The organism is Atopobium sp. BS2 (assembly GCF_000565075.1).
GTDB lineage: Bacteria > Actinomycetota > Coriobacteriia > Coriobacteriales > Atopobiaceae > Lancefieldella.
Window position 1 is genome coordinate 1 of record NZ_JDFG01000048.1, and the last position, 14,739, is coordinate 14,739.

General features: G+C 50.9%; 13 protein-coding genes and 1 tRNA gene. 6 read left to right on the plus strand and 8 right to left on the minus strand.

What is annotated here, in order from left to right; translation table 11 throughout:
* The first annotated feature begins 577 nt into the window (after positions 1-577).
* From HMPREF1492_RS06660 to HMPREF1492_RS06675, 4 genes are all read left to right on the plus strand, one after another.
* Positions 578-1,921, plus strand: coding sequence for a hemolysin family protein (locus HMPREF1492_RS06660; protein WP_035437296.1), 1,344 nt, complete (start codon positions 578-580; stop codon positions 1,919-1,921).
* Positions 1,922-1,967: 46 nt separating this feature from the next.
* Entirely contained in the window at positions 1,968-2,855 is an 888-nt protein-coding gene (locus HMPREF1492_RS06665) for a cyanophycin synthetase family protein (protein WP_035437298.1), read from the plus strand.
* A gap of 57 nt (positions 2,856-2,912) precedes the next feature.
* Positions 2,913-3,374, plus strand: coding sequence for a YtxH domain-containing protein (locus HMPREF1492_RS06670; RefSeq protein ID WP_035437301.1), 462 nt, complete (start codon positions 2,913-2,915; stop codon positions 3,372-3,374).
* Positions 3,375-3,439: 65 nt separating this feature from the next.
* Positions 3,440-4,441: a hypothetical protein gene (locus HMPREF1492_RS06675; protein WP_035437304.1), complete on the plus strand. Its 1,002-nt coding sequence runs from the start codon at positions 3,440-3,442 to the stop codon at positions 4,439-4,441.
* Positions 4,442-4,522: 81 nt separating this feature from the next.
* Here the strand turns inward: HMPREF1492_RS06675 and HMPREF1492_RS06680 are convergent, their stop codons facing one another.
* From HMPREF1492_RS06680 to HMPREF1492_RS06695, 4 genes are all read right to left on the minus strand, one after another.
* A complete protein-coding gene (locus HMPREF1492_RS06680) occupies positions 4,523-5,719 on the minus strand; it encodes an Nramp family divalent metal transporter (RefSeq protein ID WP_051479453.1) in 1,197 nt (398 codons plus the stop codon).
* 186 nt (positions 5,720-5,905) lie between these two features.
* Positions 5,906-7,792, minus strand: coding sequence for a magnesium transporter (locus tag HMPREF1492_RS06685; protein ID WP_035437306.1), 1,887 nt, complete (start codon positions 7,790-7,792; stop codon positions 5,906-5,908).
* Positions 7,793-8,232: 440 nt separating this feature from the next.
* Entirely contained in the window at positions 8,233-8,775 is a 543-nt protein-coding gene (locus tag HMPREF1492_RS06690) for a LemA family protein (RefSeq protein ID WP_035437308.1), read from the minus strand.
* Between the two features lie 235 nt (positions 8,776-9,010).
* Positions 9,011-9,101: transfer RNA gene (locus tag HMPREF1492_RS06695), tRNA-Ser, on the minus strand.
* A gap of 212 nt (positions 9,102-9,313) precedes the next feature.
* Between HMPREF1492_RS06695 and tadA the strand changes: the two genes are divergently transcribed.
* The gene (tadA, locus tag HMPREF1492_RS06700) at positions 9,314-9,820 is read left to right on the plus strand and encodes a tRNA adenosine(34) deaminase TadA (RefSeq protein ID WP_051479445.1); all 507 of its coding nucleotides are present in this window, start codon (positions 9,314-9,316) and stop codon (positions 9,818-9,820) included.
* Positions 9,821-9,834: 14 nt separating this feature from the next.
* Here tadA and HMPREF1492_RS06705 read toward each other — a convergent pair whose 3' ends face one another.
* The 4 genes from HMPREF1492_RS06705 to HMPREF1492_RS06720 form a co-directional block, all read right to left on the minus strand.
* Positions 9,835-10,329 carry a hypothetical protein gene (locus HMPREF1492_RS06705; RefSeq protein WP_035437311.1) on the minus strand — a complete coding sequence of 165 codons (495 nt, stop codon included), beginning with the start codon at positions 10,327-10,329 and terminating at the stop codon, positions 9,835-9,837.
* Between the two features lie 121 nt (positions 10,330-10,450).
* On the minus strand, positions 10,451-11,770 hold the full coding sequence (locus HMPREF1492_RS06710) for a class I SAM-dependent rRNA methyltransferase (protein ID WP_035437314.1): 1,320 nt from the start codon (positions 11,768-11,770) through the stop codon (positions 10,451-10,453).
* 73 nt (positions 11,771-11,843) lie between these two features.
* Complete coding sequence (locus HMPREF1492_RS06715) at positions 11,844-12,224, minus strand: DUF1304 domain-containing protein (protein ID WP_035437317.1); 381 nt, start codon at positions 12,222-12,224, stop codon at positions 11,844-11,846.
* Between the two features lie 44 nt (positions 12,225-12,268).
* A complete protein-coding gene (locus tag HMPREF1492_RS06720) occupies positions 12,269-13,621 on the minus strand; it encodes a DEAD/DEAH box helicase (RefSeq protein WP_035437319.1) in 1,353 nt (450 codons plus the stop codon).
* 46 nt (positions 13,622-13,667) lie between these two features.
* On the opposite strand from HMPREF1492_RS06720, the gene HMPREF1492_RS06725 reads away from it, so the two are divergent.
* Entirely contained in the window at positions 13,668-14,651 is a 984-nt protein-coding gene (locus tag HMPREF1492_RS06725) for a homoserine O-succinyltransferase (protein WP_035437321.1), read from the plus strand.
* Positions 14,652-14,739: the final 88 nt, after the last annotated feature.

A 14,739-nucleotide genomic window follows, 5' to 3' on the forward strand; every position in this document is an offset into this window, starting at 1 on the left:
TAGGTTAGAAGGTAGTAAGGAAATAGCCTTACACCACTTTTTGAGACGTAACTCGTTTGTCCTGATAAAAGTTTTTAGTGCGGTAAAAAATCGTCTTAGTTGGGGATAAATCGGCAAATTTTAAATTTTCATTTCCAACTAAACGGGTTTTTTACCTTTTTCGGCACATAATTTTAGGCGTGAAAGTTACGTATTCATGGCAATGAATTAATTGGACAAGTTATTCAAAATTCTGCATCAAATATTGGGAACTGCTTGTTAGTCAGAATTAACGCAGAAAAATAGAGAAGCATGACATTAAAATGGCGGGCAAAATCGTGGAAAGCGATTCGCAACGCGGGAAAAGCGTACTGCTCGTATAGTTGACGTCATCACGCCGCGTTTCCGTCAGCCGCAGCGTGTAACTCGCGCTTAGTTGACGCTATCACCTCGCGAAGTCGTCCGCGCCATCGCGTCTCGCGCCTGACGTTTCATGGCGAGACTGTGTCAAATTCCTGCAGACTACAAGGTAGAGCACGTTAGAGTACAATAGACTATACAAAAAGTAACTTCGAAGAGGTAGGTGCCCATACACTCGATGGACATTGCGTTAAGTATTGGAATAACTCTGCTGCTTACCCTGGTAAACGGCTTTTTTTCTGCGGCCGAGATGGCCATTGTTAGCTCTCGTCGCGCGGCACTTGAGGCGGACGTGGACGAAGGTGATCCAAGAGCCTTGGCTGTCATTGACATTGCCACTGATCGCGGATATTTCCTCGCAACAATCCAGGTTGCAATTACCCTGGTAGGCTTTGCTTCCTCGGCATTTGCTGCAACAAGCCTTTCCGAGCCATTCGGCGCTTGGCTGGTCAGTATTGGTGTCCACGCTGACCTGGCGCTTCCTTTAGCTGTCGTGGCTATTACGCTGATTGTTTCGTTCTTTTCCGTGGTCATCGGTGAGCTGGTTCCAAAGAGCATCGGCCTAGCAAACTCCGAGGCAGTGGCTAAAGCAGTTATCGGCCCCATGAAGGCGTTCATGCATATTGCGCGCCCACTCGTGTTCATCACGTCTGCCTCGGCAGATGCGGTTACCACGCTCATGGGCATTGACACTACCAACGACCATCAAGAGGTCACCGAGGAAGAGCTCCGCTACATTGTCAAGGATTCCGAGGACCTCTCTGAAGAAGAAAAATCCATGATCCACGAGGTCATCGAGATGGGCGACACCGTTGTCCGTGAGGTAATGGTCCCGCGCGTTGACATGACCGCCATGGAAGACACCGCAACTATCGCCGAGGTCCTGCGCGTCATGCGCCAAACAGGTTTCTCGCGCATCCCTATCTACCACGAGAATATCGACCGCATCGTGGGTATCGCTCACATCAAAGATTTGCTGGAGCCAGCGCTTGACCAGCACGATAGTGACGAGAAGATCGCGCGCTTCGTGCGTTCTGCTGACTACGTACCCGATACCAAAGACATCATTCCGCTGCTCACCGAGATGCAGACAAGTCGCGATCAGATGGTCATCGTGGTTGACGAGTACGGTGGAACTGCGGGTGTCATTACCGTTGAGGACATCGTCGAGGAGATTGTCGGCGAGATTGAGGATGAGTTTGATCCGGACAACAAGTATCTGACGCAGCTCTCTGATAGAGAGTGGCTGGTAGATGGTCGCTTCTCGCTCAATGACGCAGCTGAACTTGGATGGCCGGTCGGGGAATCCGAGGAGTACGAGACTATCGCGGGCTTTGTGCTGGATTTGGCAAATCATTTGCCTCGTCCAGGTGAGGTTTTTGAGAAGGATGGCTACGTGTTCCGCGTGCAGTCGATGCGTCGTCGCCGACTATCTTTGTTGCGTGTAATTGCCCCAGAACCACAGGTAGACGGTGAATCTGAGCCAGCTGGCGAAAACTCTGACACATCAGAAAATGAATAACTAAAAGAATGATTACAATAGAGTGAACCAATAGAAAGAGGTTGAAATGGCGCAGTTGATTTCTATCAAAAAAGTTGTGGTAGGACCTAAAAACTTGACCGCTACCGTTGAGTTTTCGGCTAAAGCGCCACGTTTGACCTCGGAAAATGCTGAGGCAACTGAGCGCGTGCTTGAGCTTTTGCCAGGTCTTTCAAATCATCTGTGCTTGGGTGACGCCGACGCTCGCTTTGGCCTTGTTGCCAAGGACACCGAGGTTGCGCACCTGCTTGAGCATGTAACCGTCGAGCTCCTGGCCCTGACCAACCTTGCGGGAGACGTTGCTTCAGGCAAGACTTCCCTGGTAGATTCCCGTCGCGGCCTCTACGAGATCATCCTTGCATGTCCAGATGACGTGCTGGTTGCAGCATCACTTTCCAGCGCTGTATGGCTCCTCAACTGGGCATATGGCAACCAGGAGGACGCCGATCCAGACATCAATGCAATCGTCTCTGGCCTCGTTGCGCTCATCCAGAGCCTTGACGGCGAGAAGACCGATGAACTCGCAGACTCTGCGGAACCTGAGGCGGACGCTGCACCCCAGGCAGAGAGCGTAGATGCAGAGGATTACGCTGCCGACAACTCCTCCGAGGACGTCGCTGACGCCGCAGCCGCTGATGCAGTTGAGGCTGAGGTTGCAGACGCTGAGGAGAACAACGCCGAGGTCGCAGGCATTGACGCAGCCGACGAGGACGCGGTCGTGCCCGCTGTCGTCGCCGAGCCCGCTACCGACGCCGAGCCCGCTGCCGACGCCGAGCCTGCTGCCGACGCCGAGCCCATCGCCGACGAGCTTTCTGAGGCTACAGCTGCTGAGGACGCCACTGACGACTCTGAGGTCACTGACGTCCCAGATGACTGGAACATGATTAACGTTCCTCGTCCAAAGCCCGTTCGATAAACGCCCGTATTGCGGTATGATTACGTACAGCGTTTTGCTGTTTAACAGGAGGTACTTATGAGCAAGAAGTCTGCTGGTTTCTTTCTAGGCGCTATTTTTGGTGCTGCTGCTGGCGCTGTAGCTGGTCTTTTCCTGGCTCCACGTTCCGGCGAGGAGACTCGCGCTTTGGCTGCAGATGCTGTCAATGATGCATGGGATTCCGCACTTGATTCTTACGAGCGCACATCAAAGGTTGTAAGCACTAAGATTGACGAGGTCAAGCCTACTGTTGACGCAAAGACCGATGAGCTCCGCGCAAAGGTTGACCTTGCTCGCGAGCGCATGGATCAGCTCCGTGAGTCACTTTCTGACGCTGTGACCTCTGCTTCTAACACTGTCGCAGATGCTGCTGATGTTGTTGCAGATTCCTTTGTTGTTCCAGAGCCAACCGCCACAACCGCTGAGGCTCAGGCTGTTCGCATCGAGAACGTTGAGTCCCACGAGCAGGAGAACGCAGGCGAGGGCTACCAGGAGGCATAAGCCTCACTTACAAGCAATGTGACGGGACGCCTTATGACGTCCCGTTTTTTATAGAGAGGTTTCACGTGAAAACAACCGAGCTCCTAGGCGCAAAGGTCCTTCTTCCCAAAAAGCCCGCTACAAAGGGCAAGCACGCGGGAGAAGAGCGGTTTTCCAAGTTAGGAAGAATCCACAACGTGGTTTTTGCCCCCTTCAAACAGGGTCAGCCTTCGCAGGTAGTGGGCGTGATGGTTCAGAAGCCCGATATTGCTGGCATGATTAAGCAGGATGATGCGTTTGTCACTTTGGAGTCTCTGGAGACCATCGAACAGGGACTTTGCGTTAAAGATCCCGAGAATAACGTTGATAAAGCTGCAATCAAACGTCTGAACTTGGACTTTGATACCTGCATTCTATGGCATGGTATGGAAGCTCGCACTAAGAGCGGCAAAACCCTAGGTTACGTGAGTGGCGCTGAGTTTGACCAGGTCACTGGCGTGGTCTTGGCATTTCTTGTGGGCGATGGCGCTGGATCGGAAGCGCTGGTAGGCTCGTTTGCCATCAAGCCAGAGTGGCTGTTAGGTTACTCTAACGGTGCAATGGTCCTCTCTGATGAAGCGGCAGATGCCCAACTCACTGGTGGCCTGGCTGCAAAGGCAGGCGAGGGATACGCAGCTGCCGCCGCAAAGGCTTCTGAGGCTACAGCTAAAGCCGGAAAGGTTGTTGCAGAGGCCACCGAGAAGGGCGCGTTTGCCCTGGGTAAGACGCTGGCCAAGGCAAAGCGTGCTATCGAAGATGCTACCGAGCCTGACGCAGAAGACGATTCCGAGCGCCCGGCTCCCGTTGCTGCAGAGGACGTTCGTCTCGAGAAGCCATCTGTGGAGGAGCAGGCTGCCGCTGACAAGTCCGCTGCAGACAAGTCCGCCACTGACAAGAGCGCAGCTAGTAAGCCTACCGCTAAGCCTGCGAGCAAGTCGTCCACGCAGGCTACTGCTAACAAGGCAGCTAAGGGTTTTGGTATGCAGCTTGGACGCATGGGTAAGATGTTCTCTGACTTCAAGGATGAGTTTGACAAGGCAAGCAAGTAACAAACAGCAGATAATCGCATAAAACAAAGGGCGAGAAGACCGATCTTCTCGCCCTTTTGTGTTGCAGTTGCGTGACGCTCGCTACAAACCCATGGCCTGTAGAATGAACATCACAATGGTCAGGATGATGACGGTGATGATGGTAAACCAAGTCAGCGCGTTCCAGATGCGACCGTTGGCGTACTTGCCCATGATGTGTTTGTCGGCTGCGATGATAACCATAAAGACAAGCAGAATTGGCAGCAGAATACCGTTGATGACCTGGGCGGCCATCATAATGCCAAAGAGACTCATGCCTGGAATCAGAACAACCAGCGCAGAAATGACTAGCACGGTTGTAATAATGCCGTGGTAGACAGGGGCTTCCTGCCAGCTGCGGTCGGCTCCGCGCTCCCAACCAAATGCCTCGCAGATGGCGCTTGCAGTAATGCCTGGTAAAACGCATGCTGCCAGGAAGGATGCGCCAACCATACCCAGCGCAAAGAGCGTACTTGCGTACTGACCAGCAAGTGGTTCAAGGGCGCGAGCAGCGTCGGCAGCGGAGTCAACAGAGATTCCACGAGGGAAGAGGACAGCGCCGGTGGTCAGCATGATGAACCAGGTAATGACCTCGGCCAGGATTGCGCCGGCAACATTGTCTGCACGCTGTGCAGGAATGTCGCTGGTATCAAGGTTCTTCTCGACAACATTTGATGCAACCAGGAAGATCATGTATGGGCTGATGGTAGTACCAATATTTGCGACCAGCAGGGAAATGTAGGACGGATCGGCGGAAGGCTGCGGAATGATGGTGACGCGCAGGGCCTCGCTCCAGTCGGGCTGAGCCAGCACGCCGGCCACCACGTACGTGACAAAAATGCAGCTAATTGCCAGCAGAATCTTCTCGATGCGACGGTATGATCCGCCAACGGTCAGAAGCCACACCATCAGGGCGCTGATAGGCACCGAGACGTACGTTGGGATGCCAAAGAGCTCCATACTGGACGCAATACCTGCGAATTCGGAGAAAGTAACAGCAATGTTGGAGAGCAGCAACGCACCCATTGCCAGCGTGGACAGGCGGATACCAAAGCGCTCGCGCACCAGCGACGCAATGCCTTTACCGGTGACACAGCCCATTCGAGCTGCGGTTTCTTGAACTACGATCAGCAGGAAGCACATAAGCGGTACGGTCCACAGCTGAGAATAGCCAAACGTAGCGCCTGCGCTGGAGTAGGTTGCAATGCCACCGGCGTCGTTACCAGCAAATGCGGCGAGAAGACCGGGGCCCATTGCCATCAAGATGTACTTGATGCTGTTTTTGTTGACCGGAGCCTTCTCTTTAGATGCGCGTTTGCCCTGCTCGACAACGATTCCGTCGCCCGCAGAAAGCTGGCCGACGGCGTCCTGGCCATCAGCGTCCTGCTCTACAACCACGCCCTGCTCTGCAACCGCGTCCTTTACGTGTGCGTTTTCCTGCGCCATTTACATCACGCTCACAAGCGAGAGAGCGTAAGAGAGGACGAAGAATGTCACCACCGAAAGGCTCATAGAAATCAGGGTAAGCGTGAGACCTGAGGTTTCCTGGTTTTTCTCGTCACGATGGCGAAGTACAGCCAAGAAAATTGGGGTTAGCAGGAAGGAAATAAGCGTAGAGCCTGCTGCTGCGCCAAAGATCTGAATAATGGTCTGGTCAAAGAGCGCCGCGTAGAATACGCCTGCATTTGGATCGTACGGGTGGAATAGCGCTTCTAGCAGGGCGTGAGCTGCGGCGCCAAGAATGCAAATAAGGCCGCTGACCAGAAGACCCAGTAGAAGCGAGCGGAAGGCAAAGCCTAAGATAGAAGGAGATTTCTCGCTGCCAGGATCGTCTGTGAGGAAGAAGTTTGTCACATAGTTGACGGTATTCTCGCTCAAGTTCAGCGAGATTGGCATGGTAATAGTGCAAAGAGCTGCGAAAATACCCATGATTGGATTGGATGTTGCGGCTGTTCCTACAAAGGCAGCAGTCACAACGGAGGCAACCCAGAACAAAAGCCAGAGGTTGCGGTGGAGGAACCAAATAATGTTGCGGCCGCGGTCGCCAGAATCGGAATCGCTCCTGCCGCCACCAACAATCTGCAGGTCCTCGGCGTGCTCCTCTTCAAGAACGTCAAGAGCATCGTCGACGGTAACAATGCCCAACAGGCGGTTGTCGTCAGAAACAACAGGCATGGCCAGCAGGTTGTATTTTGCAATGTTTCGAGCAACGTCTTCCTGATCGTCCTCTGGTGAGGCGGTGACCAGGTTCTTATTAGCAATCTCCTCCAGACGAGTTTCTGGCTCGGAGACAATCAGGCGGTTCAGGGTAACAATTCCGGACAGACGGCCATCCTCATCAGTAAGATAGAGATAGCGGACGGTCTCAAAATCCTCGTCCAGGTTACGCAGGCGATCAAAGGCGTAGGCAACGGTCTGGTCCTCAGGAACAGAAAGCGCCTCGGACGTCATAATACGACCGGCGGTGTACTCGCGGTATCCCAGCAGCTGCCTAATTGCGCGCTGCTCCTTAACGCCCATCAAGCGCAGGAGTTTCTCGGCACGGTCATAGCTCAGCTCGGAGACAAGTTCGGCTGCGTCGTCTGGGTCCATCTCGGACAGGATACGGGATGCTTCTTTTTCGTTCAGGCCGCCGATGAGCTCAACTGCCATGGCGTCGTCGTTGAACTCTGCCATTGCGCCAGCTCGCTGCTCGTCATCAAGCTGGGCAAACACCTGGCTACGCAGGCGAGAGTCCAGGCGCTCGATGATGTCAGCGACGTCAGCAGGGTGCAGCTCGTCCAGCGTTTTGTGGGAAACGGAGAGCTTAACGTTGGAGAGGTCGCGCTCAACCAGGTCCATGTAACTCCACGCAATGATGCGCTCCTGCATGGGGTGACCCATGGCGCGCGCAATGCGGGTAACCAAGTGCTCTAGCTGGGGAGAAAGGCTGCGCAGCAGACCGCGTGCGCCAACCTCTGCGCCCAGAAGACGCAGCTGCGTTGAGCTAGTATCGGAAAGCTTGAGGTCGTTTACGCGGACAACGCGAATGCCGCGCGTATCAACAATTTGCTTGTTCAGAATATCTCGGGCGAGAAGAACCTCGTTAGGCTGCAGGTACGAGAAACGAATCTCAGTTGAAGGCACCTTGAGCCTAATGACGTCCTCATCGTAGGTATCAACATACTTGCGCCAAGAAATCATCATTGGCGTGCGGCCAGGGCCCATAAAAGCCAGGGAAGTAATGCGAGGAAAAACTTCTCCGGTAGCAATTCCAAGGTCGGAGACAGAACCGATCTTCTCGCCTTCTGAATCTAGAACCGGATTACCCATTAACTGGGAAAGATAAATCATGTGTGCTCCTTACATGCGTCCGAAGACTAAAGCGTGGCATTGGCGAGAAACTCCGCGTAATTGCCACGGGGACTGCATTGCGATTTCACCCCTCACGGTGCAAATCGGCACACCGCAAGAGGTCAGCGACTGTGAGGTCGAGGTTTCATGCTGACCTTTCTCTTCATCCAATAGAACGTGAATTGTGCTTGCGAGGGCAATTCACAGATGTAATTATTTTAACGATTTTTCTGCGAGGCTGTAAAGACTCTTCACATAATCTAGCTGTTCGGATTTGGTTGTAACCGGCGTACGAGAAGTACGCGGACAACGGTTAAACGGCGTACGAGCGGCGCACGACAAGTTCAATCTGTGAGGCAACGCTGTGCATAAAAAAGCCCGGTACCTGCGGAAATGCAGATACCGGGTTGTACTGGTACAAAGGGTAAACGAAGCAGCTCTTAGAACTGTACGTTTGGTGCCTGACGAGCGGACTCGTCGGTAACCTGGAAGCTTGTACGTGGGGAACGTCCACCAGCAAGAAGGTTGTTTGGGAAAACAGCGATGATATTGTTGTAGTTCATGACAACATCGTTGTAGCTCAAGCGAGCGTAGCTGAGGCGGTTCTCGGTGTCAGTAAGCTCTGCCTGGAGCTCCAGGAAGTTCTGGTTAGCCTTGAGCTCTGGGTAGTTCTCAACAACAGCAAACAGGTTGGTCAGAGCATTGGAAAGAGTGCCGGAAGCCTGCATCTTCTCTTCAGGAGTGCGTGCATTTGCGACTGCAGCGCGAGCAGAAGTAACTGCCTCAAAAGTCTTAGACTCGTGAGTTGCGTAACCCTTAACGGTGTTGACCAGGTTAGGGATCAGATCGTTACGACGCTGAAGCTGCGTATCGATAGCTGCCCAAGCGTTGTCGCACCTGTTGCTTGCGCGAATGATGTTGTTGTGAATGCTAATGGCCCAGAAAACCAGAAGGACAATAACTACAACTGCGGCAATAATCATGCTAAATCCTTTCAATCACTGACAATCCTGTGTCAGCCATCCATTTGGACAGGTTAATTATACCCAAAAGTAAAAATCTAAGGCGTTTTTAATTAAAGCTTTTAACTTGCTAACGAGTCTTTTGGTAAATGGAATGCTCGCCCACACACTGGCGAGAAGAACGTTGAGCTAGAAATGACGTGGAATGGAATGTAAGTTCTGAAGGCAAAACGTTAAGTTGAGGTCCGCCAAAAAATGGCGGAGAGGGAGGGATTCGAACCCTCGGAACGGGGACACCGCTCAACGGTTTTCAAGACCGCCGCATTCAACCACTCTGCCACCTCTCCAAAGCGGTAATATCCTACCGCATAATTCAGTTTTTTGCGAGTAGGGGATTTAGCAAGTTAGGTTTTGTTTCATAATTAAGTGAAGACAAACAAGCGTCAGAGTCATGAAAGATTTACGTCAGAATCGCGACAGATAAGTGTCAGGTTCGTGACGGATTCGCGTCAGAACTGCGTAAGAATTACGACAGCAACCAGACAAGAGAGGAGCAGCTATGAGTAACGAAGCGCAAGAGCCTTTGACCCCACAGGCTGCTCTTGATCAAAAGTACATGAAACTTGCTCTTGAACAGGCAGAACTTGCAGCACAGATAGGAGAAGTACCTATCGGTGCAGTTGTAGTGTGCGATGGAGAGGCTATTGCCGTTGCACATAATCGCCGTGAGATAGATAACGACCCTTCTGCACACGCTGAGTTTCTCGCCATGCAAGAGGCTTCAAAAAAGCTTGGCCGCTGGAGGCTTTCGGGCTGCACGGTGTATGTGACGCTGGAACCTTGCTTGATGTGCGCAGGATTGATGGTCAATGCTCGTATTGATCGCTGCGTGTTTGGTGCATTTGACCCCAAGGGCGGTGCAACAGGTACGTTGTTTGACGTGAGTAGCGATCCAAGACTAAATCACGAGTTTGCAGTCTCAGGCGGAGTATTAGCAGACGAGGCATCTGCCCAGCTCAAAGCCTTCTTTAAAGATCGCCGTAAAAGCAAAAGTTTGGAAAAATAAGAAGTCTGGAAGAACTATTTAAAAGATATTTTGATTCCAGCAGCGTTTATCAGCAAAGCTTCCAGACCAATGAAGATTATTACAAGAATGAGCTTTATGGCCATTGAGATACTGAATACAAAAGATAGAGACGCGCTTACTAATAGAAATAATGCAAAAACAGAGAGTGTAATCAAAATCAATTTGTCATTACTTTCAGCGTCCTGAGCCTGAACTGCGTCTCCTTGGATATTTTGAACAGTCACATTCTTATTAAAGACTATGGAAAGTGTGATAAAAGAATTTATAAGCACGAGAAGAGCATAGAGATACCAATAGTTGTAAGAAACGAGAAGATAAAGAAAGCAGCCAGATAATACAGTCCTAGAAAATGAGGTTTTTCCTGTTCTATAAAATGAATGAAGACCTGCAAAACCGCCAATAAAAGCTAATAACCCATAGGTTAAGTAGGACTGGTGTTTGCTCAAGGTTGGTTGTTTAGATAAATTCCTGCCATCCGTCTCAGCCATAAGAGCCTCCAAAGTATGCCATAAATACTCTTATAAAATAGTAAAATAATTTATAAGAGTATTATATCACAATATGAAATAAATCTCATAAAGTGTTCTTTGAAGAATGGATTGTAGGTTTTTAAACCACCTGGAAAATGAAGAAATCAAGGTAGTGACTCTCGGGAACACCCCAAAGAATTGGGTGGTCAGGAGCTTGCTGTCGCTCTTCAATTTGTTTAAGCTGCACGTTGGTATGGTGAGCTGCCTCAGCAATTGCCTGGGCGAGAAGATCTCTGGTCATGAAGTGTGAGCAGGAACAAGTTGCCAGGTAGCCACCTCGGGGTAACAGTTTCATGGCTGCAGCGTTGATTTCCTTATAGCCACGCATAGCGCTTCGAACCTTGTCGCGTGTCTTAGTGAATGCGGGTGGATCCAGAATGATCAGGTCAAACGGACCTCCCTCTGCTTTGAGCTGAGCGCGGTCTTGAGCTAACTTTGGCAGATATTCAAGAACATTTGCGCAGGTAAAGTCCATACAATCTGCCAAGTTGTTGAGTTCTGCATTGTGGCGCGCAAGGTCAATGGCGGTTTGGCTGACATCTACACAGCGGACAAATTCTGCTCCACCAGCTGCGGCGTTAAGACCAAAAGGACCAACGTGGCAGAAGCAATCCAGTACACGGCGACCTTGTGCAAGCTGACGAACTGCTCGACGGTTATATTTTTGATCTAAGAAAAAGCCGGTTTTTTGGCTGTTTTCCAGGTCAAGATTAAATTTAAGTCCGTTTTCTGTTGCAAGAACGTGAGTTGAAGGCAGAGTAAGGGCGCTTTCTGCAATCAAGCCATTCTCGTCCGGTGAAGAGCCTGTCCACCAGCCTTTATATTGCGGAAGTCCCTCTTTAAGGCGAGAAGGGGAGTCATTTCTTTCGTAAATGCCGTCGATTACCTGGCCGTCTGCAGAGAAAATTTCAAGTAGCAGTGGGTAGATAGCATCACGCAGATGCTCCATACCAACGGTTCCTACCTGCGCAACAAGCACGTTCTCGTAGCGGTCAACGATTAAGCCAGGAAAACCATCGGCCTCAGAGAAGATAACGCGGCAGCAATTGGTATCGGGCTCAGTGCCTGGGAGAGCGCGGTTTCCCATAGTGGTTTTGCGGTGCTCCCATGCCCAGCTAATCTTGCGACTCCAAAACGCTTCGTTGAGCCTATCGTTGGCGTTTCTTGTCACAATTCTGACGCGAATCTTGCTCATTTCTGACAGAAGGCCAGTTCCCTGATAGGTTCCGTTTTCTTCAAAAACATCAACGATGCAACCATTTTGAGCACGCTCGCCGCATTCTGGAGATGGCTCTACACGGATGACCTCGCCCTCAAAGACCCAAGGATGTCCGCCCGCAAGTGCACGAGCTGCTTTCTTGGTGATAATAACCTGAGGATAAGGACGAAGTTGCTTCATGATGTTCCTTCTCGCGAGAAGCGTTTACTAAAGGCCGGGCGCTTGTATTTGCCCAGTGTCGATGCTCAAAAAGTTACATAAAAAAATTGCAAAGAGCCATAAGAGGGAATATTGCCTGCTTGATAGCTGCAGAGCGTTTGTCGGGAGAAGTCACAAAGAGAAGAATTGCGGCAAATTCCATTGAACAAACAGCAAAGATAACAAGCGCTTTACCTAGTGGATTTCTGCTAGCCATCAAGAAGACGCCAACGAATACCTCAATAGCAAGAAAGAGATTATAAAATCCCTGGTTAAAAGCCATCTTCTCAGTGCTCTCTGCCTCTTCTTTTGTCATGTTAAAGGCCTTGAGCGCACCGTCAGAAGTCCAGGCAAATGACTCAAGATAAAATATGACCACGTGTAAAACTGCAGCTCCAAGAGCAAAAATTATACCAGCATTACTAAAAGGGCCCATGTTTGATTCCTTTCCTGTATTAGCTGACTGCGTCTGATTATAGATTACGTGTGTCGGCCGTATCTGCCGCCAAATCCAAATCCTTTGCCCCTTGACCTTGAGCCCGAGAACATCGAACGTGTGGTCTTGGTGGTAGAGCGGGAATCCTGGAGTATAATACGTCCCTCATCATAAGAAAAGCCAGGTAGATCCCATGTTGAAATTAACGCCTTTGTGAAATATTCAATTTCTCTGAGCGGTGTGACCTCGTCTGGTCCCATGAATGTATAGGCCTGACCTGCGGCTCCGGCGCGGCCTGTTCGGCCAATGCGGTGAACATAATCCTCGGGGTCAAGCGGCACGTCAAAGTTGATAACGGCGTCAATGCCCTGGATATCAATACCGCGGCTCATGACGTCGGTTGCAACAAGAACCTGAATAGCGCCGCTGCGGAATCGTTCAAGCGCTCTTGCGCGAGCCTTTTGCGGACGGTCCGCATGCATAACGTCAACCTTGAGACCTGCGGCTTTAAGGTTTTTGTAAATGCTGTCAACGCGCGTCTTTGTCCTACAGAACACCAACACACGCTCTGGCGCAGGATCAAACGAGTCGATAAGAGCCTTTAAGAGCTGAGGTTTTTGTCCCTGAGTGACCGAGCATAAATGTTGCTCAATTGTTGCCGCAGTCTGTCCAGTTCTTGCAATCTCAATGCGCTCTGGATCTTTAAGCAGCGCGTCTATAGTCGATGTAATTGACGCGGGGAGCGTTGCCGAGAAAAGCAACGTTTGATGCGCTTTGGGCAGCTGCTCCATAATGCGATGAACGCTTGGCCAAAATCCCATGTCAAGCATACGATCCGCCTCGTCGAGCACCAGTACCCGGATGTTCTCAAGGCTTGTATGCTTCTTGTCGAGAAGATCTATCAGGCGGCCAGGTGTTGCCACCAGTACATCGCAACCTTTTTGCAGTGCGGTTATCTGGTGTTTGTAGCGAGCGCCACCGGTAACAATGACGGCCTGCTGACCGGTGGATGCGCAAACGCTCTTGGCAACAGCATCGATTTGGGCAGCTAGCTCTCTCGTTGGTGTAATGATTAGCGCTTGGGGATATGCGTTGCGTTTGGCGACGCCTTGCTTGGCGTTGTGCTTGGCGCCGCGCCTGGCGGCCGCGCTGCGCTCGGCAGCAGCGTTGGGCTTCTCGGCTCTACCGGGTTTCTCGACAGCAATGCGCTGCAGCGTAGGCAACATAAACGCTGCAGTTTTACCCGTTCCCGTTTGCGCAGACGCAACAACGTCCTTTCCCTCGAGGACGGCGGGAATTGCCGCGGCTTGCACGGGAGTAGGTGCGTTGAACCCAAGTGTTGCTACGCCTGCCAGAATTTGCTCGTTTAGCCCGAGCTCGGCAAAAGTTATTTCCATACAAACAAGTATACTTATGTGCAACGATTAGCCAAAGGAAGTTGCCATGCCTATTAATATTCCAGATGGTTTACCAGCTAAGAAGACGCTGCAAGAAGAGCGCATTTTTGCGCTTGAGGAAGAAGTTGCAGAACACCAGGAGATTCGTCCACTGCGCCTGGCAATTTTGAATTTAATGCCTAAGAAAATTCAGACTGAGACACAGATTCTCCGCTTAATTTCAAAGTCTCCTATTCAGGTTACGTGCGATTTTATGCGCATCTCTTCGCATGAATCTAAAAACACTGCCGCCGACCATCTGGTAACGTTTTATTCAACTTTTGATGACTTCAAAGATAAAAATTACGACGGTCTGATTATCACAGGCGCTCCTATCGAGGATCTTAAATACGAGGACGTTGACTATTGGGATGAGTTTTGTCGCATTGTTGATTGGTCCCAGGAGCATGTCTTTTCTACCATGTACCTGTGTTGGGGCGCACTAGCTGGTCTGTATTATCTGCACGATATTCCTAAGAAAAAGCTGGGTGCTAAGCTCTTTGGTATTTTCCCACAGCGTTTATGCGATGAGTATTGCTTCCTCACTAATGGATTTGACGAGGTACATTACATGCCGCATTCTCGTCATGCCGCGATTGAGACATCAGCTCTGGTAGACCACCCCGAGCTTGCCGTACTTTCTGAGGGCTTTACCAGCGGTCCTGCACTTCTCGCTACAAGAGACTTCCACGAGATTTTTGTAACCGGTCATTTTGAATATGATCGCGACACACTTGCAGAGGAGTATTGGCGCGACTTCCATAAGGGTCTTCCTATTCGCCTGCCAGAGAATTACTTCCCTGATAATGATCCAGAAAAGCAGCCACTGTTTACCTGGCGCGCTCATGCCAACTTGCTGTATCGCAACTGGATTAACTGGGTGTACCAGATGACGCCGTACAACACAGATGAGATACCTGCGGCTATTGCAGATCTTCGTCAACGTGTTTCCGAGGCTGATCCTGACGCAAGGATGACCGGTAGGTTCTAAGCAGGCATTTGCACGGTGACCGATTTGCCAGCGCTTGTAACTGGTTAGACGCCATCAATACCATAAAATAATTTATTGATACACGCGT

What these genes read in the sequence shown, in the direction of transcription:
- HMPREF1492_RS06660 (WP_035437296.1), top strand. Translation starts at nt 578, where the DNA reads ATGGACATTGCGTTAAGTATTGGAATAACTCTGCTGCTTACCCTGGTA.
- HMPREF1492_RS06665 (WP_035437298.1), top strand. Translation starts at nt 1,968, where the DNA reads ATGGCGCAGTTGATTTCTATCAAAAAAGTTGTGGTAGGACCTAAAAAC.
- HMPREF1492_RS06670 (WP_035437301.1), top strand. Translation starts at nt 2,913, where the DNA reads ATGAGCAAGAAGTCTGCTGGTTTCTTTCTAGGCGCTATTTTTGGTGCT.
- HMPREF1492_RS06680 (WP_051479453.1), bottom strand. Translation starts at nt 5,719, where the DNA reads ATGGCAATGGGCCCCGGTCTTCTCGCCGCATTTGCTGGTAACGACGCC.
- HMPREF1492_RS06685 (WP_035437306.1), bottom strand. Translation starts at nt 7,792, where the DNA reads ATGATTTATCTTTCCCAGTTAATGGGTAATCCGGTTCTAGATTCAGAA.
- HMPREF1492_RS06690 (WP_035437308.1), bottom strand. Translation starts at nt 8,775, where the DNA reads ATGATTATTGCCGCAGTTGTAGTTATTGTCCTTCTGGTTTTCTGGGCC.
- tadA (WP_051479445.1), top strand. Translation starts at nt 9,314, where the DNA reads ATGAGTAACGAAGCGCAAGAGCCTTTGACCCCACAGGCTGCTCTTGAT.
- HMPREF1492_RS06705 (WP_035437311.1), bottom strand. Translation starts at nt 10,329, where the DNA reads ATGGCTGAGACGGATGGCAGGAATTTATCTAAACAACCAACCTTGAGC.
- HMPREF1492_RS06710 (WP_035437314.1), bottom strand. Translation starts at nt 11,770, where the DNA reads ATGAAGCAACTTCGTCCTTATCCTCAGGTTATTATCACCAAGAAAGCA.
- HMPREF1492_RS06715 (WP_035437317.1), bottom strand. Translation starts at nt 12,224, where the DNA reads ATGGGCCCTTTTAGTAATGCTGGTATAATTTTTGCTCTTGGAGCTGCA.
- HMPREF1492_RS06720 (WP_035437319.1), bottom strand. Translation starts at nt 13,621, where the DNA reads ATGGAAATAACTTTTGCCGAGCTCGGGCTAAACGAGCAAATTCTGGCA.
- HMPREF1492_RS06725 (WP_035437321.1), top strand. Translation starts at nt 13,668, where the DNA reads ATGCCTATTAATATTCCAGATGGTTTACCAGCTAAGAAGACGCTGCAA.